Source organism: Sphingobacterium sp. WOUb80 (assembly GCF_050058145.1).
In the GTDB taxonomy this organism is placed as follows: Bacteria; Bacteroidota; Bacteroidia; order Sphingobacteriales; family Sphingobacteriaceae; genus Sphingobacterium.
The window spans coordinates 5,269,531-5,295,265 of record NZ_CP165617.1 but is presented as its reverse complement, the minus strand read 5'-3'; the positions used below and the strand labels follow the sequence as shown (position 1 = coordinate 5,295,265).

Below are 25,735 nucleotides of genomic sequence, written 5' to 3'. Positions count from 1 at the left end.
TCTTAAATTAATTTCAAACGTAATCCTTCAAAAGATTGCGCCTCTTGGTCCTTTTGGGAGAGAATCATTTGTTCTGCGGGAATTTGCCAGTCTATCGAAAGTTCCATATCCAAAGGATTTACGCCATCTTCCGACTCTTTATGATAATTGTTATCACATTTATAGAAAAAGACCGCATGTTCGGACAATACAGAAAAACCATGCAAAAAGCCTCTAGGCACAAATAATTGCTTTTTATTTTCAGCAGAGAGTTCTACGCCAATATGTTGTCCAAAGGTGGGTGATCCTGGACGCACATCGACAGCGACATCCAATACTTTACCTTCCAAAACACGGACCAATTTCGCCTGAGCATGCTCACCGCCCTGCAAGTGTAGACCTCGCACCACACCAAACTGTGATTTGGATTGATTGTCCTGCACAAAGTGTGGTGTGTAACCTAATATGGCGGTTAATTTCGTTTTATTAAATGATTCAAAAAAATAACCTCTTTCATCCTCAAAAACAGTCGGTTCAAGTATAAAACAGCCTTTTAATTTTGTTTCCGTATACGTCATTCTATGCGTCCTTATATTGGTTGTCGTAATATTTTTGATAATCACCAGAAGTCACGTGATCCAACCATTCGTGATTAGCCAAAAACCAGTCTATCGTCCGTGACAAACCTTCTTCAAAGGTTACTGAAGGCTTCCACCCCAATTCCTTATTGATCTTCGTCGCATCAATTGCATAGCGCAAATCATGCCCTGGTCGGTCCTTAACAAAACTAATCAATTGCGCCGAAGAGCCATTTGCACGCCCCAGTTTCTCATCCATTTGTTTGCAGAGCTCTTTGATCAGATCAATATTTTGCCACTCATTAAATCCACCGACATTATAGGAATCTCCATTTTTCCCTTCGTGAAAAACGAGATCAATGGCTTTAGCATGGTCAATGACATACAACCAATCACGGGTGTATTTTCCATCACCATATACAGGTAGAGATTTATTATTCAAAATATTATGAATGCACAGCGGAATCAATTTCTCCGGGAAATGATTCGGTCCATAATTGTTGGAACAGTTTGTCAAAACAATAGGCAAGCCGTAAGTATCATGATAAGCCCGCACAAAATGATCTGAACTAGCTTTGGACGCTGAATAGGGTGAGTGCGGATCATATTTTGTTTCTTCCGTAAAAAAACCCGTATCACCGAGCGCGCCAAACACTTCATCCGTTGACACATGATGAAAACGTTTTCCTTCGAAATTATCCTTCCAGATTTCTCGGGCCGCGTTCAGTAAATTGACCGTTCCAATTACGTTGGTCATCACAAAAGCCATGGGATCAACAATTGAGCGGTCGACATGCGACTCCGCCGCCAAATGAATAATACCATCTGGATGATACTCTTGGAAAATAGCCGAGACAGCCTGCTGATCGGTAATATCAGCCTTTACAAAGGTATAATTAGGCAGATGCTCTATATCTTTTAAATTTTCCAGATTACCCGCATAGGTCAAAGCATCCAAATTTATAATTTGATATTCAGGGTATTTCAACACAAACTCACGGACAACGTGTGAACCTATAAAGCCTGCTCCTCCAGTAATTAAAATTGTTTTATTCATATAATGATTCTCGAATGTTTAGACCATTGGTCTGCGAATGATGAGTTCAACAAATAGTTCGCTAAAATTAGGATGATTTTTGTTAATTGACAAGTTTTAATCCATGAGTAAATGGAATAAACAGAAAAAGCCTTCAATTAAGAGGGCTTTTCACTTCTTTATCGCGTTGTTATCTAAAACTTATCCGTCTTATAACGGTATTACAGCACATTCTTTACCAAAGAATATACCGGCACTTCTGCTGGTGATTCATTAACCATTTCGATATCTCTCTCCTCCACGGCTGTATCCAAAACTTCGTATTCCGAATTTTGAGACTTAAACTCCGGAACAATCTGCTTCATCCCGGCAACAAGTTCCATAAAATCTGGCAACTTAGTATCAGCATCCAAAATTTGTTGGCAGATTGCATTAATACGCTCCGCTTTAAGCGACAATTCATCGTGATTTACTTTCGCGATCATGATTTTTGGATGGTGTGTCTTTACCGTATTCTCATTATTCGCGAGCAATTCTTCATAAATTTTTTCACCAGGGCGCAGTCCAACAATTTTGATATCAATATCTTCCGGGTAACGATAACCTTTCAATTTGATCATGCGTTTTGCCAGATCAATGATTTTAACAGACTTACCCATATCGAACACAAAGATCTCGCCTCCCTTACCCATCACGCCAGCCTCTTGCACCAATTGACAGGCTTCTGGTATGGTCATAAAGAAACGCGTGATTTCAGGATGCGTCAGGGTCAGCGGGCCTCCTTCCGCCATTTGCTTCTCAAAGAGCGGAATAACCGAACCATTTGAACCCAGTACATTTCCAAAACGTGTAATGATAAAACTGGTCGTTGATTTACCACTGCAGCTACTGACATAAATCTCAGCCATACGCTTGGTCGCCCCCATCACATTGGTTGGATTCACCGCTTTATCGGTAGACACCATGACCATCTTTTTAGTACCATACTGCATACAGAGATCAGCCACATTTTTGCTGCCCAATACATTAGTCTGGATAGATTCGTAGGGATTCGCCTCCATTAATGGCACGTGTTTATAGGCCGCTGCATGAAAGACCAAATCGGGCTTGTATTGTGCAAATATCTTCTGCATAAAGGCATAGTTACGCACATCACCTACCACGCAGTGCATCTGCTCAGGTTGTGTTGTCTTAATCGATTGTTGAATATCATATAGCGCGGACTCGGCTTGATCCAATAGAATCAAGGTCTTATAGTGACGTCTGGCGATTTGTCGGGCCAACTCCGAACCGATAGATCCAGCAGCACCGGTAACCAGGATCACTTTCCCTTGCATCTCTTCTTCAATTTCCGGATGATCCAATTTAATCGGCTTACGTCCCAATAAATCCTCAATCTTTAGTGGCCTGATTTCACGTTTGGCGCCTGAATTAAGTAAAATTCGTGCCGGCGGCATGATCTTCAATTCGAGTCCAATATTTTGGAACCAGTCGGATACATACTCCAAACGCTCGGGGTCGTTATTTTCTACAGCAATAATAACCTGAGTAATTTGGCATTTTTCGACATATTCTTTTGTAATCTCGGTAATATCTTTAATTTTAATTCCTGCCAATCGCTTTCCTATCCGTGATATCTTATCTTCCACAAAAGCAACTACTTGATATTTCGTTCTCGGATCCTCCTTCAATAGGGAGAATGATACTAGGCCTGGTCTCGAAGCTCCAAATATCAACACATTTTCACCTTTCCTACCAGGCAAGAAGAGATATTCATAAATCGTCCGATAGATTACACGTGCGCCCACCATAATAACCAGCAAAATTGTGGCTTGCATAGTCAACACACCATAAGACAATCTAAGATAATCTCCCGCCAAAGTTCCTTTCTCAAAAATAGCTTTAATAATGAAGGTGAGCACCATTAAAATCACATAGGCAGACCCCACCGTTTTAAATATTTTAATAGTATCCCGAATCCCTGTCTGCCGTACAATACCCCTGAAAGTATCATAACATAAAAACATCAAGAGATATATTGGCAATATGACGACAACTTTCTTCAACATCAATGCAATATCAAATACACCCTTAAAGTTATTGACCACAAAATTAGAAAAGACGTAGCTTGCAAATACAAACCACATATCGATCATTAAAATGACCCATCTTGGATTGTCCTTTCTCAGGCGCCTTCTTAAATCTCCTAGAGAACCCATCATAGCTTTTTCTCTTATTTAATTAAAATGTTACTGACGTGTTTGCGACAAACGAACACTATCTGATATGGCTTTATTATAATATTTTATAATGGAGATGCAAGATAGTCAAATTTTCACACCTAAAATGCCTCTTTGATAAAATATCATTAAAAAAGAACCCTATCCATTCGATCAATTTATCAACGTGGATTAAGCAACTATTATACCGAAACTGTTACATAAAAAAAATAATAGCATTTATTCTTCATAACTAACATTACAAGCACATAAAATAACGATTGTCTTAACATCAGCGATCGAACTCCCTTGGTGCTGTATGTAGGCACACAGGAATTAACGCAATTATTGGCATATTGTTTGTGTTAAATAATAAGCAATAGTCATGGAAAGGAATTAAATTTTTACTTCTCCGCTTAATATAAACTGAAACGCCGCTCCTTAACTGAACTATTTTTCACAACATAATTAATGTACATCATGGGATTTTTTAGCAACCTGTTTGGGAAAAAGACTTCATCTATTCGCTCTTTGGCGCAGTTGGAATTTCTAGAAGTAGATATGCATAATCATCTGTTACCAGGCATCGACGATGGGAGTGATTCTGTCCAACAATCCTTACATTATATACAGGAACTTCAACGCTTAGGCCTTAAAAAGTTTATTTGTACGCCACATATCATGGCTGGAGTTCATCAAAACACCAAATTTAGTATTGAACATGCGAAAGATTCGCTTGTCGAGGGACTAAAAAACTCGGGCAATAATGTGGATATTTTTGGCGCTGCCGAGCATATGATTGACGAAAATCTTCCTTTACTGATTCGTGAAAATGAACTGTGTGTCATGCCCGGCGGTTATGTATTAATCGAGATGTCGTACCTCTCAGAGGCGAAAGCATTATTTCATACCATTAGAGATATTCAAAAATTAGGGTATAAGCCCATTCTTGCGCATCCCGAACGCTATAATTATTACCATAGCAATTTTAATATTTATAAGCAAATTAAAGATGCAGGTTGTCTGCTACAGTTAAATCTCCTTTCATTAAGCCGATATTATGGCGTCGATGTGAAAGCCATTGCTATGACCCTATTGAAATCAGGCATGTATGATTTTGTGGGAACGGACCTGCATCATCAGCGCCATCTGGACGCTTTAAAAAATATTGTTGAGAAATATCCAATTCGTGAGATGTTGAAAACTTCACCGATTTTAAATGAAACGCTTCTTGATCATATCACGCAGCATAAAGCCCAAGTTATTGCTGGATAAAGCAATAATATAACAGATTGGCGTTAATACTTTATAAACATGTTTTAAAATACGCTATTGTCTTGGACAGCCCTTCTTCCAGCTGAACTGTAGGATTCCAGTCCAGGCTTTTCTTCGCAAGTTCAATGTCTGGCTTTCGCTGTTGCGGGTCGTCTTGTGGTAAGGGCAAAAACTTAATCTTTGATTTCGATCCAGTTTGTAGAATCACCTGCTCTGCTAATTGTAATATCGTAAATTCATTTGGATTACCAATGTTTACCGGGCCAATAAACGACTTTTCAGTAGCCATCATGCGAATCATTCCTTCCACCAGATCATCTACATATTGAAAACTGCGTGTCTGATTTCCTTCTCCATAAATGGTAATATCCTTATGCTGTAAAGCTTGCATAATAAAGTTAGAGACTACCCTTCCATCCTGGGGATGCATACGTGGACCATAAGTATTAAATATACGAACAATCTTTATTGCAATATGATGTTGGCGATGATAATCCATAAAGAGCGTTTCTGCACATCGCTTTCCCTCATCATAGCAGGAGCGAATACCGACAGGATTTACATTTCCCCAATAGCTTTCTTGCTGTGGATGAACCTTCGGATCACCATATACTTCACTGGTAGAAGCTTGTAAAACGCGCGCGTTGACCCGTTTTGCAAGCCCAAGCATATTGATCGCTCCCATCACCGAAGTTTTAATGGTCTTAATTGGATTGTACTGATAATGAACAGGGCTTGCTGGACAGGCCAGATTATATATTTCATCAACCTCAGCCAAAAAAGGCTCCGTCACATCGTGCCGCACAAGCTCAAAATAGGGATTCTGTAGCAAATGAACAATATTAGATTTATCGCCAGTAAAAAAATTGTCCATACAGACCACTTCATTCCCATCCTTCAATAAACGTTCACAAAGATGGGACCCTATAAATCCAGCTCCACCCGAAACCAGAATTCTTTTTTTTAGGTTATACATAAATTATCAATTTATAATTTCGAGTTTTTACCGATTAGATGCTGCGTCCATTAGCGGAATACGAAAACCGAAACGGGAGCCGACATTTTCTTCCGACTCAAAAAAGAATGCTCCACCATTTTGATGGATAAAATGGTAAACTACCCATAGACCTAAACCTTTACCTTTCTCCCTCATAGGGGTTATCTTTCCCTCTTCCATTATCTGCTCTTGCAGTTGGCGTTGTGCTTCCACACTCATTCCTACCCCCGTATCGACAAATTCAACAACAACATCATCTCCATCTCGGTATAAATTGAGCTTAATCAGGGAATCTTCATGGCTAAACTTCACCGCATTAATCAAAAGATTCCTTAAGATACTTTTCATGATATCCGCATCAAAAAAGATTTGTAATCCGGATTGTAAGATTAATTGAATTTCAATATTTTTTAATTTAGCTGTAGGCTGAAGGGTCTCTACCACACCTTTGATCATTTCATCAAGCTCAATTTCTTGTGGCATATAGCTCAATACACCCAGGCTGTTTTTGGTCCATTTAAGTAGATTGTCCAAAACACTGAAAAGTTGTTCCGCAATATCATTGCCTGTATTGATCATATCTCCATACCCAGTATTACTTCCCTCAGGACTCATAGTCAAAATATTTAAGATCATTTTGAGTGAAGAAATCGGACTTCGGAGATCGTGTGCCAGAATAGCATACATTCTATCGCGGTTTAATATTGCTTCCTGAAGCTGTGCTGTCTGCTTGGCAATTGTATGGCTCGATTCAATAAGCTTGATTTGATGTTTGATGCGCTGAAGTAATTCCTTTTTATTGAAAGGCTTCGGAATATAATCTACACCGCCACTATCAAATCCACGCACAACATCATCCGGAGATTTTAAGTTCGTAATAAATAACACTGGAATATGCTTATATAATTCCATTGTTTTTAATTCCTTAGTGAGATCAAAGCCGTTCGTATTCCCCATCATGACGTCCATTAAAATAAGATCTATCCTTTGCTGTTGCAAATTTTCAAATGCCCCTTTAGCACCGGAAGCGGAGAATACGTTGAAGTGCTCACGCTCTAAAATCTCTTTTAGCACAAAAAGATTGAGTTCAGAATCCTCTAAGATCAGAATATTATACATTGAAAAATCGATTTCCATAGATCATTATTAGCTTGTTTAGACACTGTCTAAAAGGATGCTATCCTTTTTATAAAATTCATAAATCAATAATACACTAATAATTGTACCCATAATTTGTGTAGCAAAAATGTTATAAATATCAATTTACTTTAAAATCAACCAATACGGGAAGATGATCACTATAGTCTACATCTCCTGTTCTATAATTTACAGCCTGAAAAGTAGTTCCAGAAAAGAATACAAAGTCAATACGAAAGAGCTTCATTAAATTACTGTAAGTATATCCATACCCATTACCTGCTTCCCGAAATGCATCCTTTAAACCTCCTTTAATTTTATGATAACTATAGGAATTAGGACTATTATTAAAGTCACCACAAATAACCAAAGGAAAAGAAGATTGATCGATTAAATTTCTCAAATAATCAGCCTGTCCACCTCTCAACCTAAAATTTTCAGACATAGTTTTAATTGCATTCCACCATTTAAAGGCCGTATTTTCAGCAGGCAGTAAATCCCCTTTTAACTGGTTCCAATTTGTTGTCTGCAAATGGCAGTTTCCGATCCTGATCTTTTCTCCTCTGAGGGAAAGGTCGGCAAAAAGTGCACAATTGGGCCGCTCTTTAAAAGAAACAGCCTGTACAGAGTCCAGCGGAAATTTACTTAAGATAGCAAGTTGATTCTGCCCTGATTTACTCCCTGTCATTATGAAATATTGAAACTGGCCAAAAGACTGCTTGAGTTCCGACACGGAACAGTCGGCAGGAACTTCCTGTAAACATAAGGTATTTACTCGCTGCGAATCAATATAGGAAGCAATCTGTTGCATCGAAGATAGATTAAAAATCATTTTGAATTCACGAACGTTGTAAGATGCGAAGCGTATGTCTGTCATTTCTGTTTGCGCTATCCCGTTTATCTGAATTACTTTTATGAAATAATGAAAGTTGGCCAATAGTGCTATTAAAGGGCAAATACTGTACCAACTACGTTTATATACCCCGATAATAAAAAAAAGAAAATTACCACATATAAGCCCAGGTAACAACACACCAATCCATTGGAAAATAACAGTGGTCTGTGGGGAAATAAACAAAGCCAAAAACGATAAGGAGGAAAGTATAGCCACCATTAGGATGACAATCCGGATCATTAACCCGGAGATGCTCAATGGCCTAAATTCAATATCTTTACTCATTGTATGCTATTTTAATTTTGTTCGCTTAAGGGCAATCTTATGCTAAAAGTGGCTCCCTGTCCGAGCTCCGACTCGACATCCAACTGTCCATTCATCTGCTCAATTATACCTTTACAAATTGCTAGCCCCAATCCCGTACCCTTATCCATTGAATTAATTTTATAAAATCTATTAAAGATCAACTCTTGATTTTCCTTGGCTATGCCAATACCATTATCTTTAACATAAAATTCTACATGATCACTACTTAGTCTGTAACCAACGTGTATAACACCCTCAGGTGGTGTAAATTTCAAACTGTTATTGATTAAATTGACGAGAACCTGAATCACTCTTCCACGATCCAAACGTGTCACTAATTCCTTTTCAGGAATGTCAAAAATTATGGCTGGCTGTTCCTCATCTGACAAGAAACTCATTGATAGCTCATTTAATATTCCTTTAAGGGACACGTCTGAATTCTTTAACCTTACTTTACCTGAATCCATCTGCGACATTTCCAATACATCCGTTATCAGCCGTAGCAGCTGGCTGCTATTTGCATTGAGGAGCTCACCATATTCCTTTCGCAGCTCAGGATCTGGCGTATCGGCAATAATACTTCCAAAGCCCATAATGGCGCTAAGCGGCGTCCGGATTTCATGATTCATATTGGAGATAAATGCAGATTTTAACCGCTCAGATTCCTCAGCAGCTTCTTTTGAACGCAACAGCTGCTCCTCGTAACGAAGCTGATCCGAGATATCCCGCTTGATCGTCCAGATTATATCTTCACCATTACCATTTTTGATCATCAGGGAACTGCATTCAGACCCAATAATATCCAGTTCTGGATACACCGTATCACAACGATATTGATAATAACCCGAAGCAGAAATGATTTTTTGCACAGATAAGTCCCAAGCTTCTTCTGTTGTGAACTCCCGCAGGCATTCAAAAACTTTTAAGTCTGCGATGATCTCTTCTTCTTTCAGACCATTTTGCTGTCGGCAGGCCTTATTTGCAAAAGCCATAGTCCCATCTTTATGACATGCAAAAATACTATACGGCGCATTGTCAACGACGGAAAGCACCATTTCAAGTTCATTTCTGTTTTTAATGAAATCGCTTACATTTTGAGAAAAACCGTCTATAATATGAATATTGTTTTCCAGGCGCTTGGCATATTTTGTCGCCCGTACATACGTGATGGGTGTATCGGGTTGTTTTATCCGGTACTCAAATGTGCTATACTCAATGGCATCGTTATACAGAAAAGCCTCCATCTTCTTTCTATCATCCGGGTGAACTTGTGTGAGCAGATCCTGCAAAGCGATTTTCTCAGGCTCTTCAAGATTTTTCTTTCGAAGGTTCGAATAGCCATTATGCGTAAATTCCTGCTGCTGCAGATCATAAGTCCAATGCCCAATCATAGCGACCTTCCCCACCTCGAGTTGGGCAGTCAGTGCAGATTTAAGACGGTACTTCATGTTACTACGCTGTGTGATATCCCGATATTGGCAAATTAAATGTTCCTCGTCAAATTTGTGAATGACGAACTTAAAATAATACATCTGCTCTTCAGTAGGCAGGTCATAATTTAGATTGGAAGTCTCTCCTGTTTGGCGGCAAAAGTTAAATTCCTGTTCGATAAGAGCCGAAGTTGGCTGAGGTAAAATAGACAACAGATTTCTCCCTACTAGATCAATATCGGAATTTAAAACCGGATTATTTGTCTTCATTATCGCATCCACACATATATTATCCTTATTCACCAGCAACAATGTATCACAAGTCATATTCAAGACCTTCTCCAAGAATTTTAAATCATGTAATATTTTTTTATCCATAACATTCATTAGATTATTTTCTTTGAGATTTCTCCCATCCGCCAATAAAGCTTCTACTAAACAAATAATAAATTCCACGTATTACATTGATATTCATAAACAGAAAGTAATATGGAATATAAAACAACTTTGTACTATTGGGATTATTTCGCATCAAATAGCCAAAAGCCGCACAAAGATAAAAGACACACTGAAACACAAAAATGACAGAAAACACATTGAAAGATGACGAACACCGATATCCAAGAATTGCCGCCAAGGGGAAGAGTGCAAAAAGCGCAAAAGGTGTAACAGACCAACGCAGCACACGATGTGAAATATATTGGAAGCTCAACTTCCCAAATTTAAACCCATTTAGTAACGGCAGTAACCTTCCTATAGACTGCCATCCCCCAGCAGCAATACGTCGTTTCCTTTTTCCTTCCTCTTCCATATTCAACGAACCGTACTCTACAGCATAAGCATTTGGTGTATATGCAATTCGATATCCTTTTTGCGCAATGCGCATTGACAGCATAAAATCATCTAACAGGGTATCTTCTTCCATTGGTGCAAATAATTCAGTACGTAAAGCAAACAATTCTCCAGCGGCACCTACAGCAGAATAAAATTCGTAATCTAATTTTTTTAATAGCGACTCATATTTCCAATAGGCTCCCTCCCCTTTCGAGGAAACCGTATCACCATCATCAAAAGCCACTCTTTTTTCACCCGAGACGCAGCCAATTGTCGGATCTTCAAATTGGCGAGCAATAATCTTCAACGCCCCGGCATTCAGTAAACAATTTGCATCGCTAAAAACGACAATTGGAGTTTTCACATATTCCATACCATGATTCACAGCGGCAGTCTTACCTTTCCTATGGGCTGAACTGACAATCTTAACCATAGAATACTTTGTTAACAGCTCACAACTATCATCAGTACTTCCATCTATAACCCAAAGAATGTTTAATTTATCTTTAGGATAATCAAGCTCAAGGCAGTTCAGCATTTTTTCTGGAATTATTTCTGACTCATTGTAAGCTGTAATAAATAGGGCCAATGGGGGAAGATCATTCCCGTCGTTATTTTGAGGCCTCTCCTTTATAGCAATAGGGTATGGAAATAATCTTGCCAATACATAAATTAAGATAGCATAACCGATATAGGTATATAGCACTAAGGATATACAAGTCCAGAAAACAAATTGAAGCATAGGCCGGATAGAATTTAGACAAAAATAGACAATTATTTCTACTGAATCCTATTCGATTCCTCATCCTGGTAATGCTTTTTCCCCGAAAATAGCCCACCCATGGATGTTATCGCTTTTCGCAACCTGACAAAAAAGCTATTTGCAAGAGATCCGTCGGCAGCGATTGTATTCTGCCCTGTCATCGCCCGCGCCTTTTTACTTCGAATAAACTCAATCCTTCCATAGGCCTTAAGTCCCAAAGCCATTGACCCGTCTTCGCCACGTTTTATATCTGTCCTAAAATTAACCTTGCGCCCCAGCTCGGTTTTAAAGGAAAAGACCATCCCCCGCACGCACAATTCAGGCCTTTTTATAAATTGCAGGTTCAGGTAAATATCCCGAAGTTCTTCATAAAACCAAAGGAAAGTTCTGGACTGCCCAGCTCGGGGCAAGAAACTCCACAAACTACATGTGGCGGATATCCCTGGCCTATCTAATACTTTCATATGCGTTTCAGCATAGCCTGGGGGATACATGGTGTCTCCATCCACGCAAAGCATAAATTTACCCCGTGCTTGATCAAGACCACACTGTCTAGCAAAGCCAGGCCCTTGCTTTAGTTCATTGTGATAAGTCGCACCGAGTCGCTTTAAAAGCGATTCCGTTTGATCCGTCGAATTATTATTAACGACAATTAATTCCATGGGCAAATGACAACGCTGTTCTGCTAAAGACCAGAGACATGCCAAAAGCTTCTTTTCTTCATTATAGGCGATGACCACAATACTTATAATCGGGTCAGAACTTGAAGAAAGCCGGATCTGTGCCCGAATCTTCTCGATAACATCATTATCTACAGAACCCACTTCTTGGTCATAGACCTTCTCATATTGTGAATACCATTTAGCCATCCTAGCGTCGATTATTTTGTTAAAACATTAAATTGCTTGCAGCACTTTATTCATCTGTTCGGCCCATGATAAGTCCAAAATACTATTGCGAATACAGGCTGGAGAAAATTTTTCCTTCTTTAAAAATTCCAGTATTTTAGTGATATCAATAGCGGATTCATCAGGACTCGCTTTAAGCACATAAGGTTGCCCGTCAAAGTCAGCATCAGATTCCGAGTAGATAAACGGAATTCCACGCGCCGCATATTCTCTATTCTTTAAGGTTTTTATGACTTGTATACCACTGCGATGACGGCCTAAACTACCGATTGCAAAGTCGGCCAGATTAAATATGGCATCCAATTCCTCTCCCCAAAGCGGGCCATGTAAGACTACATGTTGCTGTAAATTGAATTGCGTTATCGGCTCCAAAATAGATGTCCGTTCAGGTTCACCGCTAAATTTCCCCACCAAGTGAAAAATAATTTGACAATCAGGATGACTTTGTTTATAAATACCAAGTCCGCGAACCAGTCGATCAAATCCGTGCCAATAATGTATCTCCGCAACGCCCAGCAAATGGATCGTGCGTTTTTCCGCTCCTTCCTGTGGTTTACGAACTGGGATGGCGCTGAAGTCTATTCCATTGGAGATACATATGGCTCGCTGCCCAAAAATTGTCCGGGCATCAGAAAAAGTGACAAAAGCATCCAATTGCTTTGCAAGCTTTTTACGATAAAGACGATCGATTGCCAATTCGAGGCGCATGCGCAAGGTGACATATTCCTGATCATAGGGATAAGTTGGAATCTCCATTAACACTTTTGCTCCCGAAAGCCGCATCATCTTCACCATGCTTAATGTGAAAGGATTGGCATTATGGTCGGACCGGATATAAATCAGTTGGAACTTATTTTTATGTACGTATTCTGAAATCGCCCGATAGTCTATACGTTTACGTATTTTGGCTATTGGACCTCTACCGAAATCCACAAGAATCTCGTCTTCGATCTTCCATACACGTGATCCATTCCTCTCCACCGTGTAATAACAAAGCTGCACATCGACGCCATTGGATTTCAAACCATTAATTTGACCCCATATTTTTTTACTAATACCATTATATTCACTAAAACCATGGAATACTAAAAAAAGTACCTTATACGATTTATCTTTCACTGGGACCTTCACGTTCGATTGTTGTTAAAGACTTTTACTGCTTGACTGGAAAATACAAAAAGATTATGAATACAAGAAAAAATGATCAAAATGCTTTAATGAAAAAGCTTGATAAGATAATTTAATCTTACTGAATTGATGACTTACGTAAAAATGCCAACAGCAGATTGCGATACCCTCCGAACCAAATCATTAAGATCAAAGATAAAATATAGATACCAGTTTTGAGTGCTAAGCGAAAAACCAAATTATGGGGCAAATGGTAACCTATGACCAAATGAAAAATGAGCCCAAGTAGGAGTGCAAAAAAGATCGGGCGCCATAGGCTATTAAAAAAACCAACCATACTCCGTTTGAAAACCACGCGATACATTAACCAGTAGGCCTGTACAAAATTGACACTAAATGTAACCAATAAGCACATGGCCACTGCGTCAATACTTTTAGCGTAAAATACACCAAATAGTATTCCCGCAACATTTAATACTGCCGAAAACAAACCGCATATAAACAGATTTTTGGTATCTCCTGCCGTTTGGAAAATGGACCCCGATGACGAGAGGATCAATTGGATACCTACTGTTAGACTCAATATTTTAAAGGAAGGAACTGCTAATCCCCACTGCGGTCCAAAAAATAATAAAATGAGTTCTTCAGCTGAATAAAACAAGAAAACTGATAATGGAAATCCGATAAGCGACAATAGGCTGGTTAATTTTAGATTTGCTTCATAAAGATATCCACTATCCTTTCCTTTCTGACTTAATATCGGATGGATCACTGGTGTAATCACCTGCGTAATGTTTTGGAGTGGCAATGACATTAGTCGATAAGATTTGTCATAGAAGCCCAGCGGTACCATGCCCAGGTATTTACCAATTAATAGGGTATCCGAATTTCTGCTGAAATAGTTGATAATATTAAATAAAAACTGAAAAATAGAATAAGAAAATAAAGGCCGAAGAGGTTGAAATGAAAAACGTGGGCTAAATTTTAATGGATACTTCAGGTATGAAATAATAAAAATCGATAGTGATGAGAATATCGGATTTAAAATAAGCGCGTACACCCCCATTCCTTTAAAGGCAGCAATTATAGATAATCCTCCGCCGATAATTTGTACAATCAAACTTCGTAAAGCAATCGATTTAAATAACCTATCGCGAAAAAATAAGGCATTTGGAACTACGGTAATTCCCGAAAAAAATAGACTTAGCGCCAGTAATTGGCAGATTGGTTTCAATTGAGGCTGTGCATACCATTTTTCGATAATTTCAGCAGACAAAAAGAATAGTACTGACAAAGTGATAGCAATATATACAGAAAGGGAAAATAAATAGCCTAATGCCTTTCGATCCAGCTCTTTATGCTGTATAACTGCAGGAGACAGTCCGAAATCAGCTATTAAATTTAGGAAAGCAATGGCCACCGTAGCTATGGCCACTACGCCAAATTGATCTGGTGCGAGCAATCGTGCTAAAACTGCGGTAACGACCAGCGAAATCACCAAATTCGTGTATTTGGCCAATGCTGTGAAAAATACTCCAGAAACGATTTCCTTTTTTATGTTATCCATGCAAAAAGCCTTTCTTAAACAGTAGAACTCCCATAGTTTTAAATGAAACATATCTTCGCCAATGCTTCAAAACCAAGAGAAATACTTTCCAGCGGTCAGCGATCGACAGCACATGTGCTTTCCATACCACTGCGTCCAACATACGATGCAGATATAACTCAATAATTTGTCTGCTATCCGAATGCTTTCGTCCATACTCCCTCAAACGCAGGGCAACTGTGAAGTAACATATTATATTAAAAAGTTTTAATCGACTTGTCATAATGGAATCCGGCCTCACACGCCTCTGAAAAAATTGCTCTGGTATAAAAGCAACTCGAGCTGCCGCTAGATACAATAAGACTGTAAATAACTCATCCTCATGCACAATACCGGGTTCAAATCCAAATCCATTACGATCAAGTATGTCTTTACGAATTAAATACATACAAGCTGAAGAAAAGAAGTCGTTTGCATTCAGTTGCTGTTGCAATGCGTCCGGCCCACTAAAAACAGTATAAGCCGGCATTTTTTGTCGGGAATAATTAAAATCCTTTAGTATTGAGCTATCCGAATTATCCGCAAAAACCGAAGCATCAAAATAAACAAAATCTAGGTCTTTCTTTTCACAATAATCCACACACGTGAATAGTGCATCTGCACGCAGCAGGTCATCGCTATCCATAAAATAAATATACTGGCCGTTCGCAAGAGAAAGGCCTCTATTTCTGGCTGCAGATAGACCTTGATTTTCCTGGGAAAATAATTTGACACGGTTATCGCATGAACTCCATTTTTCCAGTATGGAGAGACTTTGATCGGTCGAACCATCGTTGATTAGTATAAGTTCAACATCAGCATATTCCTGATGAATAATACTCTGGATAGCCTGATCAACATACATAGCTGTATTATAAACAGGCATTATAATGCTAATCAATGGTCTTTCATTCATGATTTGATCCAGGCATTAAGATTAAAATCGTACTTTTTCACAATTTTGGCCGGGTTTCCAACGACAACACTATATGGCGGAACATCTTTTGTAACCACGGAGCCCGCACCTATTACAGCATGTTCACCTATGCTAATACCGGCTAAAATAACGACATTCCCGCCTATCCAGACATCGTCAGCAATCGTCACTGCAGCGGTGCTGACTCCCTGGTCTGCAATAGCTTTGGTCACATCTTCATATGTGTGGTTTAATCCTGAAATAAGTACATTTTGACCGATATTCACTTTATTACCAATCGTCACTGGCCCAATGATCGTATTCGAAATTCCTATTCGGCTATTGTTGCCGATAAACAAGTCGCCGACAGCGTTATTCAATACCGCAAATGACTCGACCACGGATCGGGACCCTATAATACATGTACGAAAAGGAACAAGATCCCGTCGTACGCTACGATAAATGACTGAACCAGCCCCCCGTTTAACATAAAAGAACTGCAGCATGCGAACATACCAGCGCGGCCGTGTACGCACAGGATTCATGATAAACCAGTGCAGCAAGCGCTTAAATTTAGGATGATTATGAATGTACGCTTTCATATATTGCTAATGTATTTTTTCCTGTATACTCCCAACTGAAAGCTTTGCTTCGCTCCAAACCTTTACGAACAAGCGAGCTATATAACTGTGGTTCATCTTCCAATTTCAACATGCCTGCTGCAATGGATTTGATATTCATCGGGTCTGTATATACTACATTATCCCCGGCTACCTCAGGAATAGCAGATGTATTGGACGTAACTACGGGTGTGCCACAAGCCATAGCTTCAAGCAACGGAAGTCCAAAACTTTCCCGGACAGAAGGATACAAAAAAGCAAAAGCACCATTGTAAACCTCAACCAATTTGTCATGAGCTATATATTCTTCGACTACAATAAAATCTTTTATTGTCAACAGATCAAGTTCTTTTAATAGTTTTTCCAAATATGTGTTATCTAAATCGGCTAGGAGCAACCTTTTCTTGTAATTGCTTCTCTCCAAATAAAAAGCATAAGCCATCAAGGTATTCCTCAGGTTTTTTTTGGGATCGGTATTACCTAAAAGAAGCCAAAAAGTCCCCTTCTCAAGCTTTAAAAATGTGCTTTCCGAAGGTATATCCATCGATTTAAATCTTGAACTTACACCATTATAGACCGTGATAATTTTTTTCTGTAGATGTGGAAAGGCCGCTTCGATATTTCTTTTTTCAAAGTTAGAGACAGTGATCACGGTATGAACCTTTTTCAATACACGCGGCACAACCCAACGCCTATAGATACGTCCCAAATTTTGATACATGGACGAATTACTACCAATCTTTTTCTCCATAAAGATGATATCGTGTAACGTAAGTACCAGTGGAATAGATAACCCCAATGGGGCAGTATTGGAGGTACAGTGCAGGACATCCGCATTGCTGGTTTTAATAAGTTTAGGTAAGAGAAGTTGCTCCCAAATAAAATAATTAGAGCTTTCCAAAACTTTAATCTCAAAATTTGCTGAACCTTCCAAACAGCGGTCCTCTCCCGGTCCGACAGCAATAATATACCGGTTAAAGGTATCCAACTTTTGAAGCGCACGGATTACTTCCAAAGCCACAAAATCCATTCCGTGTTTATTAAGGCGAAAGATTCGTTGTGCCTCAATTACTATAGTCTTCTTTTTTTTCGCCATGCGGTGTATGCACAAAAGTATTACGTCCCGATTTGATTCCCATAAAGCTACGTAAGATTGCCATAAAAATAAATGGTAATTTTAAAAAGCAGAGCAGAGTCCTTCTCGTATAAAATTTATTTGGTATGGCCAGAGCAAGTGACACGATAAACAAGCCATAGAGTATAAGCCATTTATAGGCCAACGCTGGAGCTACCAAATAGACGATACAGCCCAAAATAGGAACCATTCCCAGCAAAATAATGCGGGGTGGAATCGACCATTGGATCAGTTTGTCGAGCATAGGCCAGTTACGGGTAAGAATTATTGTGCGAAATCGCTTCAAAGTAATCAAAAAAGTGTCAATTTGAGCAGCAATCCATCTTTTTCGCTGATTTGACAGATCGCGACGGTTCTGTACTTTCTCGTCTAATACATACACATCTTCCAAATACACCGTAAATATTTTATCTAAGAGCAAATAATACTCCAGCTCTTTATCCTCACCCATGGAGCTTATTTTAGCCATCGTATTTTTAAACCACTTAATTTCAAACAACATGCCTGAGCCCGTCAATGCGGCGGGTAACCCCAGGTTCACATGCCCCTGCCTAAAAATTGAATTATTTATTTCCTCACTGATCCCATCGAGATATGCGGTATCGGTATTGCTGTTTTTTGCTATGCGATGTGTTTGGATGGCAACCGCGCCAGATGCAAAGCAATCGTTCACAAGTGCTAGATAATTTGGAGAAACTAAATTATCAGCATCCAATATAACCACGCCATCAAAATCTTCTTCTTTGATAACGTTCATTGTCAGATTTAGAGCAGCGGCTTTGGATCTTTTTTCATACGTAGGAATAAGTATTCGAGCGCCTAAATCTTCAAGTTTCTGATTTGTCTCTCTCGTCATACTATCAGAAACAACGATAATTTCGAAAAGCTCTTGAGGATAGTCTTGTTTTAAAAACGAGCGTATGCTATCAACGATTACTGCATCCTCTTTATATGCAGGAAATATGATAAGAAATCGATGTTGAATATTCGATCGTTCAAAGAATAATTTCTTAGGAATGCGATAACCGACTGAAAAAACAAGGAAATACATGATCCAGACCAGGAAAGGAATAAAAATCAATGTTTCAATAATAAACAAAACCGTTCCCATCAGCATAGACTCTCTTTAGAAAATAATTTAATCCCAGACCATGTCCCTGAACATACTGCACCAACATGCCTCCACATACCCGAAAAAACAAATCTAATCAATCTTGTACTGTTCGCTATCCCAATAAGATAAAAAATAGCCAAAATCCGATTTATCCCCGACCTATTTCGATAGGCAAATAACAAGCGGTTACGTGTCAGATAAAATGTTTTTAATGGGGAGTCCTGGCCCGTGGAAGCGCTTTCTTTATGATAAATATGGGCAGCTGCAAAATACACTATTTTATACTTCTTATTGATCCGACAGCTCCAGTCCAACTCCTCATAGTAAAGAAAGAAAAGCTCCGACATCACACCAATTTCCTTGATAATCCTGCTGGGTACCAACATAGCTGCACCATGTAAATAGGGGATCTCAATGCTTGTATCATATTGGCCTCTATCCATTTCCCGATAACCGATCTGTTTATTACGTAGGGTAATTGATGTCAGCGGTGTACACCCGGCAAATTGGATCATTCCCTTGGGTTGATAATACATTATCTTAGGTGAAATCCCACCTACTTGTGAATCTAGCGCAAATACTTCTAACATGCCCAAAATTTCGCTATCGGCGTTTTCTGGAAGCAGTGTATCATTATTTAAGAAATAAACAAACTCGCCAGTAGCTATTTCCAGCCCCAAGTTATTTCCTCCTGCAAATCCCAGGTTCATGCTAGTATAATAGCCCTTTATAAAAGGAAATTGATTTTTTAGCAGGCAATATTCGTCTTTTAACGAACCATTATCAATGACAATAACCTCATATGCAAAAGATAATCTCGCATTCACAATACTTTCCAGCAGAGAAATCGTATCAGCCAATCCATTATAATTGACCGTTATGAAAGATATTTTATACGGTTCTAATGTCATCGCTCAGTTTTTTGTCCAAATAAGGCGAAAGCATAATAACCCCCATTAGAATGTATACGGTCTGCCCAGTAGGCATTTGATGGAGCACTTCATTCGCATACCCCGCGACCATAATTCCTGCAAGACCAGATGTAGCCGCCATCGCAATAGACTTGATCCGCCTATCTTTAAGTCGAAAAATCACGTAATATGTGCCATATCCCAATATCGTTAGACATAAAATAATATAGCCTATAAGACCGATGACCCCCGTTTCTACCCATATAAAAACGAAGGAAGAATCGGTTGCGATACCATGTATTGCATCTCCTTCATTCGCATGTTTAGACCCGCCCAATCCTATCCCAAAAGGATGGTCGCCCATAAAGGTTCGCATTTTTTTCTGGTTCTCCAAGCGAACGTTGAAAGAAGCATCCTTTGAAAAAGAGAAAGCCGTCCGCATACGACGAATATCGGAACTGCTATTGCCAATGGTCGTTAAATTAAAGAAAGCAAAAGCCATTATTAATAAAGAAAGACCAAAGATTACCCACTTCCACTCCTTCACAAGGATAATGAAGAAAGCAAAGCCTGCAAAAGGAACGGCAATAGCGGCCCTCGTTCCGGATATCATTAGCCCGTAAGCCGCAAAAGCGACAACAACAATATAAAGAAAACGCCTTTTTGCCTGCTTCTCATAAATAGCTAAGATCGTAAAAACAACCATAGCCAAACCCATATGGCAGCCAAAGTTTGCTGCATCACTGAAGAATGAAAAGTAACGGATCCCACTATAAATAACATGCGTATGAGCGCCGAATGTATATAGCCAAGCAGACTCGAATCGGTCTAAACCAATATATTTTTGGCCTATTGCCTTTAAAGCTCCCAATAGAACAAGTATACCCCAAACTTTAAAAAATAAGCGCAATTTGGGAATGTTATCCAGACTAATAAAAACCAATAATTGAAATAAGACAATATGCATTCCAATGCTACGAACTGTCGTGATCCAGTTCGCAAAAGTGGACATTGGATTTACAATCTCCAGCATGCAATAAAGCATCCAAAAGATGGAGATCAGGAGAAAAGAATTAAAGTAAACCTTGCCTAAAGGATTTCCCCGAATAAAGTGTAAAGCTAGCGAGAAAAAATTAAATAAAATCAAAAGATCAAGTATGACTCCTACCGGAAGCGGAAATGTGATATAGCGTCCAAAACCCATCACCAGGTAGGATACAATATACAATAGGAAGAAACAACTTATTGGCGAAGACAGCAGGACAATAATAACCAATAGAAATACAGGCAACATATAGAACACCATAGCCAATGACAAACCGGCAAAAATAAAAATGCAAGTTCCTGCCAATCCCCCGAGTATGAGGAACAGCAGGAGAAAATGCCGGCTGGTTATCATCGATTTTGTATGATCATACTGCATCATATCCCACTATTTTCCCAGCGATGTCAGACCAAAATTACCCAATTGATATTCCAGGCGTCTCAAAAAGGTAAACGGAGGCAACATTCCTGTAAACTCTTCCACAACATATTTTTCTGCATTCATTAAACAGATGACAATCGGTTTACCGGCCGAACGTTGCAATAGATCTGCAAACATCAACTCATCTTCTGTTTTCCATACCGAGTCAGCCCTTAATACCAATAATGTGGCCATCCCACGCTCTAAAAATAGAGAAGGGATAGGACGTAATGCCATAGAGCCATGCTTCACTAATGAAATATCATAATTACCCAGTTTTTCCGCCCACGCATCATCCACTAAATATTCCCTCGATTCTGCACTAAAATCTGTTCCTTCTTTATAAGCTAGTACATTGATACCCAATCCCTGCCAGTAGGCTGTTAAAATATCTGTCAGTGAGCCCAAATCTAGTGTAGAAGAGAACTTGACGATATTGATAAAGTTTATAGGATTCGAGTTGTTGTAAAAACCATATAATCTATTGGCCAAAACATGTATCGCTCTTTCTTCGATTTTAGTCTGTTTTGCGCCGCCTTTACCAAGTTTGGGCAATGCCGCAATTACTTTTCCCTTTGTAATCCGTTCAGTACGCGTTTTATCCCTTAGCGTGCGGTCAAAAAGTTCAATAATAAGCAAAATACCAAGTATAAATGCCACGGTCCCAAAAAAGACAGCAAATACAATCAATTTCCTGCTATGTGGAAGTGCATTTAACGGAAAGCTTGCCGGATTGATCACTTTTAGTGTCGCTGAATTCATTTCCAAACTCTTCAGTCGTAAGCGGGCCGCATTTAGACTAGACAAGATTGACAAATAAGACTGTTCTGTGAAAGATATGCCGCGTTCCTTACGTTTTAAGACAGAGCCAATAGGTGAATATTGGGTGTATTTGTGATCCAGTTCTTGTTTAAAATCACGGGCGACATTAAGTTCTGCCTCCGAACGCTTAAAACGTAATAGCTCTTCTACCCATTGCTTTACATAATTTGCATTTGGATAGCCGTTTTTAGTATATTTTTCTGCTGTATATTGATCCATAAACGAACGGAACCCTTTCTCCTTTTGATCCAGCTCATGCGACAGTACATCTAGATCAGCTCCGCCCTGCTTTTGCTTTAGGGAATCTACACTCAACGTCCGTATCTTTGAAATATTATAGTTGATGTCTGCAATCTGATTCATACGTGCCAAAAACTCCGTATTATTTTTGATCGCACGCATATTGGCATCCATTCCCGACTCCAATTGTTTTATAGCTGCTTGCGCACTGTTATACACAAACAACACATCCTGGTGCCTTAGTTCATACTCTTTATCCAATAACGCAATCGCCTCTGTCTGTTTATCATAATTGATCACCCGGTTTTCTACGTTATACATGGTCAGGGAATCTTCCTGTCCGCGAAGTTCCCGGCCTATACGTTCAAGCTCAGCCTCAAAATACCGGATGACGTTGTTTGTACTGCCAAATTGCAAATTGGTATATTCGATCGCAAAAACTTTACTCAAAATATCCAATGTCTGAAAAGCAACACCTGGATCGTTTGCCTGATAGTTGATCTGTAAAATATCGCTATTGTCTACCCTATTGATTTTAATATTTTCTCTAAGAGCATTATAGCTGAAATAAGGATGGTTCCAGTTGAAAAGACCATAGACAAAATTATTGCGGTCTGCTTTCTCATATTTTTCCAGATTCTTTACCGTATTCTCTTCCGAACTTTTGTCAATCAACTTCTGTACGTCTTTTGGGGTAATTGCGACGAGCTCCTTATAATGTTTTGCGGTAATATATACATTATCTTTAGTGGGATCACCGTGAATCATAAGCCGTGCATAAAGCTGCATGGAAAGCCTTTTGATCGTTTCCTTCGAATTAATGGTATTGATAATATTCTGGATCGAATTGTTTAATACGTTCCAGTCTTGCGAAGCATTGGATTCGCCCGGATCACTTCCATAACTTGAAATAACACCTGTATAGATTGTAATATCAGTCTTATACTGCCGGTCCATTTGACGAGTCAGGTAGATCGCCAACAAGGCAAAACCTAGCGGCAAAATCAACAGCCACCACTTAATTCTGAAAATGGCCCGAAAGATATAATGGAAAATATTCATGATGCTATTGGCTTATAATTTTTGTCTTACTCAGGATTTCTAAGGTAAGGATTTCATTGGTAATAATAGATTCGTTGGTTTTCAGAATTTCATAAGCCTCTGTCTCCAACTTCTTTGCTGTATTAAGATCGCTAATATTTGCATTGCCCGACTTAAACTCATTTTCAGTCATTTTGTAATTCGCTAAAGCGATATTGTAATCTTCAATTTTTTTCTTGAGTGTAGAAAGAGCTGTTTTTACTTTCGTATAGGAGTTGACGATACGGATCCGTTGCTCATCGAGCCATTTGTCCAATTCCAGCTGTGTAAACCGCTGTTCCATCTTCTGACGTTTGATTTTATTCCCGCGATCGAAGAGATCATCCAAAGGAATATTCACTCCGGCAGTTCCATAATAGGAACTTTGGGTTACGCCGGAAGACTGATAGAAAAGAGGAGTATATTCATTCGTGAAAGCAGAATTGATCGCAATATTGCCGTACTGCCAAGATCCACCTACTCTGAAATATTTTAACCAACTTCTCTTTTCTGTTATCAACTGATTAGCCTGAGCCTCCATTTTTGCCTCATACATTTCCACTCCGGGACTTTGTTTGGCATTTTGATAAAGGGTTTCCAAAGGCGGCAGTTTAAGCTTTGTAAAATCAACCATATCCGTTGGGTCCATTACAGATTGTGCTTTTAGCAATAGGCTTGCTGTAACTAAATTTAACAGCAAGAAAGCCCCTTTAAGCAATAAATTCATCGAAATAAATATTTATGTTATTAAACATCCGCCTTTTGGATGAATGCGGAAAAAGTCTTATACAATATTTTTAAATCCATCCAGATCGAATAATGCTGTGCATAGTCAATATCCAGTTTTATTCTTTCCTGATCAGACATACTTCCATTATCGCCCCGCTTTTCTACCTGCCATAGGCCGGTTATACCTGCCGGCGCCATAAATCGCTCGACACTATCGTCTGTCGTCAGCATCTCGGCTTCATAGAGTGGCAATGGTCTATTTCCCACAATAGACATATCACCTTTAAGTACATTAAACAACTGGGGCAGTTCGTCAATGCTATATTTACGGAGAATGCGACCTACCCTGGTTACACGAGGATCTTTTTCCAGCTTAAAGAAAGCTGCTTTTTTTTGTCTTCCAGCGGTATCAGAACTTTTTACAACACTTTCATCATCAATAAGCACATCACGTAGCTCATCTGCAGTAAAATGTTGTGCATCGGTATCGCTTATCATAGCGGCCACAGTACGATGATTAATACTTAATGATGCATCTGCATACTGATTAAGCGCCATATACTCTTTTAGACGCTTGTCAGCATCCGGGTACATCGATCTGAATTTATAAAAATCAAACATATAATAGCCAGATCCTATCCGTTTCGACTTATAGACTGCCGAACCTTTACTTTCCAATTTGATGGCAATATAAACGATTGCCAGTATCGGGGAAAGCAGGAGGATTAAAATCGAAGAAATTGCAATATCAAACAATCTTTTTCCCAACGGAATTCCTATTTGAGGAAAAGAGGTATTTGCTGTTTCAAATTTTTCAGTCTGCGTTGTCGCCTCAAAATATAGCCTTATGTATTTTCTAATCGATTCAAAAACATCCGCATGCGCACGTGGACTAATGGTATTTGTGATACCAGCCTCAAAATAAGATTGTTTCTCAAAACGTGAAAGATCATTTCCAATCAAGATCAGTAATGTATCTTTTCCATGTTGGACAAGCTTTTTCAACCGTGATAAGTCTTTACTTAGACTTTTGCTTTTTTCATAGAATATTACAGAAAAAAACTGCCCTTCTTGTTCTTGAAAATACATATCCATGGCTTCAAATGAATCAAAAAACCTCAAGTCAACACCCAAGATGTCTTGGACTTGTTGATGAAAATAATCAAAAGTTTCCAGATTATCGCCAAAGTATATATAATCGCTATATTGGGGCATTATTTTAATGCTTTTTTAATTCGTAATTTTAACTCAAGGGGATTAAATGGTTTTAAGATAAAATCATCAGCACCAGCTTCGAGCAGACTGATGCGTGTATTGGAATTATCCTCGCCAGACAAAAAGATAACCGGAATATTCTTTAGAAACTCGTTTTGCTTAATCATAATGAGCAAATCGTATCCATTCATCTCCGGCATGGTATAATCCGATAAAATTAAATCAACGCTGTTCCCTTCCTTCAGCCAATTATAGGCGTCCATCGCATTGCTAAAGAAACGAAAGTCATAATCTGCACTCAAATAAAGTGTAATCAATTGACCAATTGCTGGTTTGTCATCAATTATTAGAATCTTTTTTTTCATAGGGTCTTTAGAATATAATGATGCAGGCGTACGGATTGCATTATTTAAGTATA

General features: G+C 39.0%; 22 protein-coding genes. 1 reads left to right on the top strand and 21 read right to left on the bottom strand.

The window, feature by feature from the left end; genetic code table 11:
- Nucleotides 1–2 precede the first annotated feature (2 nt).
- The 3 genes from rfbC to AB1Z56_RS21975 form a co-directional block, all read right to left on the bottom strand.
- Nucleotides 3–557 carry a dTDP-4-dehydrorhamnose 3,5-epimerase gene (gene rfbC, locus AB1Z56_RS21985; protein ID WP_426790172.1) on the bottom strand — a complete coding sequence of 185 codons (555 nt, stop codon included), beginning with the start codon at nt 555–557 and terminating at the stop codon, nt 3–5.
- Nucleotide 558: 1 nt separating this feature from the next.
- Complete coding sequence (gene rfbB, locus AB1Z56_RS21980) at nt 559–1,614, bottom strand: dTDP-glucose 4,6-dehydratase (protein ID WP_426790171.1); 1,056 nt, start codon at nt 1,612–1,614, stop codon at nt 559–561.
- A gap of 200 nt (nt 1,615–1,814) precedes the next feature.
- Nucleotides 1,815–3,815 carry a polysaccharide biosynthesis protein gene (locus AB1Z56_RS21975; RefSeq protein WP_426790170.1) on the bottom strand — a complete coding sequence of 667 codons (2,001 nt, stop codon included), beginning with the start codon at nt 3,813–3,815 and terminating at the stop codon, nt 1,815–1,817.
- Between the two features lie 477 nt (nt 3,816–4,292).
- Here AB1Z56_RS21975 and AB1Z56_RS21970 point away from each other — a divergent pair, with 477 nt between their 5' ends.
- On the top strand, nt 4,293–5,087 hold the full coding sequence (locus tag AB1Z56_RS21970) for a tyrosine-protein phosphatase (RefSeq protein ID WP_426790169.1): 795 nt from the start codon (nt 4,293–4,295) through the stop codon (nt 5,085–5,087).
- A 31-nt stretch (nt 5,088–5,118) separates the two neighbouring features.
- Here AB1Z56_RS21970 and AB1Z56_RS21965 read toward each other — a convergent pair whose 3' ends face one another.
- The 18 genes from AB1Z56_RS21965 to AB1Z56_RS21880 form a co-directional block, all read right to left on the bottom strand.
- On the bottom strand, nt 5,119–6,063 hold the full coding sequence (locus AB1Z56_RS21965; RefSeq protein WP_309367465.1) for a UDP-glucuronic acid decarboxylase family protein: 945 nt from the start codon (nt 6,061–6,063) through the stop codon (nt 5,119–5,121).
- Between the two features lie 27 nt (nt 6,064–6,090).
- Nucleotides 6,091–7,221, bottom strand: a complete 1,131-nt coding sequence (locus AB1Z56_RS21960; protein WP_426790168.1) for a hybrid sensor histidine kinase/response regulator — start codon at nt 7,219–7,221, stop codon at nt 6,091–6,093.
- Nucleotides 7,222–7,342: 121 nt separating this feature from the next.
- Nucleotides 7,343–8,401, bottom strand: coding sequence for an endonuclease/exonuclease/phosphatase family protein (locus AB1Z56_RS21955; protein WP_426790167.1), 1,059 nt, complete (start codon nt 8,399–8,401; stop codon nt 7,343–7,345).
- 11 nt (nt 8,402–8,412) lie between these two features.
- Nucleotides 8,413–10,230 carry an ATP-binding protein gene (locus tag AB1Z56_RS21950; protein WP_426790166.1) on the bottom strand — a complete coding sequence of 606 codons (1,818 nt, stop codon included), beginning with the start codon at nt 10,228–10,230 and terminating at the stop codon, nt 8,413–8,415.
- 13 nt (nt 10,231–10,243) lie between these two features.
- Nucleotides 10,244–11,428, bottom strand: a complete 1,185-nt coding sequence (locus AB1Z56_RS21945; RefSeq protein WP_426790165.1) for a glycosyltransferase family 2 protein — start codon at nt 11,426–11,428, stop codon at nt 10,244–10,246.
- 38 nt (nt 11,429–11,466) lie between these two features.
- Nucleotides 11,467–12,318, bottom strand: coding sequence for a glycosyltransferase family A protein (locus AB1Z56_RS21940; protein WP_426790164.1), 852 nt, complete (start codon nt 12,316–12,318; stop codon nt 11,467–11,469).
- 27 nt (nt 12,319–12,345) lie between these two features.
- Complete coding sequence (locus tag AB1Z56_RS21935) at nt 12,346–13,488, bottom strand: hypothetical protein (RefSeq protein WP_309367453.1); 1,143 nt, start codon at nt 13,486–13,488, stop codon at nt 12,346–12,348.
- A 115-nt stretch (nt 13,489–13,603) separates the two neighbouring features.
- On the bottom strand, nt 13,604–15,052 hold the full coding sequence (locus AB1Z56_RS21930; protein WP_426790163.1) for a lipopolysaccharide biosynthesis protein: 1,449 nt from the start codon (nt 15,050–15,052) through the stop codon (nt 13,604–13,606).
- Nucleotides 15,045–15,986 (bottom strand): glycosyltransferase, encoded by a 942-nt coding sequence (locus AB1Z56_RS21925; protein ID WP_426790162.1) that lies wholly within the window; start codon nt 15,984–15,986, stop codon nt 15,045–15,047. The genes AB1Z56_RS21930 and AB1Z56_RS21925 overlap by 8 nt, the downstream gene beginning before the upstream one ends.
- Nucleotides 15,983–16,588 (bottom strand): acyltransferase, encoded by a 606-nt coding sequence (locus AB1Z56_RS21920; protein WP_309367449.1) that lies wholly within the window; start codon nt 16,586–16,588, stop codon nt 15,983–15,985. The genes AB1Z56_RS21925 and AB1Z56_RS21920 overlap by 4 nt, the downstream gene beginning before the upstream one ends.
- Nucleotides 16,569–17,702 carry a glycosyltransferase family 4 protein gene (locus AB1Z56_RS21915; RefSeq protein WP_426790161.1) on the bottom strand — a complete coding sequence of 378 codons (1,134 nt, stop codon included), beginning with the start codon at nt 17,700–17,702 and terminating at the stop codon, nt 16,569–16,571. The genes AB1Z56_RS21920 and AB1Z56_RS21915 overlap by 20 nt, the downstream gene beginning before the upstream one ends.
- Nucleotides 17,671–18,852, bottom strand: coding sequence for a glycosyltransferase (locus tag AB1Z56_RS21910; protein WP_426790160.1), 1,182 nt, complete (start codon nt 18,850–18,852; stop codon nt 17,671–17,673). Before AB1Z56_RS21910 ends, AB1Z56_RS21915 begins: the two co-directional genes overlap by 32 nt.
- Nucleotides 18,852–19,766 carry a glycosyltransferase family 2 protein gene (locus tag AB1Z56_RS21905; RefSeq protein WP_309367446.1) on the bottom strand — a complete coding sequence of 305 codons (915 nt, stop codon included), beginning with the start codon at nt 19,764–19,766 and terminating at the stop codon, nt 18,852–18,854. Before AB1Z56_RS21905 ends, AB1Z56_RS21910 begins: the two co-directional genes overlap by 1 nt.
- Nucleotides 19,747–21,192, bottom strand: a complete 1,446-nt coding sequence (locus tag AB1Z56_RS21900; protein WP_426790159.1) for an O-antigen ligase family protein — start codon at nt 21,190–21,192, stop codon at nt 19,747–19,749. The genes AB1Z56_RS21905 and AB1Z56_RS21900 overlap by 20 nt, the downstream gene beginning before the upstream one ends.
- 6 nt (nt 21,193–21,198) lie before the next feature.
- Nucleotides 21,199–23,355 carry a hypothetical protein gene (locus tag AB1Z56_RS21895; RefSeq protein WP_426790158.1) on the bottom strand — a complete coding sequence of 719 codons (2,157 nt, stop codon included), beginning with the start codon at nt 23,353–23,355 and terminating at the stop codon, nt 21,199–21,201.
- A gap of 4 nt (nt 23,356–23,359) precedes the next feature.
- Entirely contained in the window at nt 23,360–24,100 is a 741-nt protein-coding gene (locus AB1Z56_RS21890) for a TolC family protein (RefSeq protein ID WP_309367443.1), read from the bottom strand.
- Between the two features lie 20 nt (nt 24,101–24,120).
- The gene (locus AB1Z56_RS21885) at nt 24,121–25,317 is read right to left on the bottom strand and encodes a sugar transferase (RefSeq protein ID WP_426790157.1); all 1,197 of its coding nucleotides are present in this window, start codon (nt 25,315–25,317) and stop codon (nt 24,121–24,123) included.
- Entirely contained in the window at nt 25,317–25,682 is a 366-nt protein-coding gene (locus AB1Z56_RS21880) for a response regulator (protein WP_075994586.1), read from the bottom strand. Before AB1Z56_RS21880 ends, AB1Z56_RS21885 begins: the two co-directional genes overlap by 1 nt.
- Between the last annotated feature and the right edge of the window lie 53 nt (nt 25,683–25,735).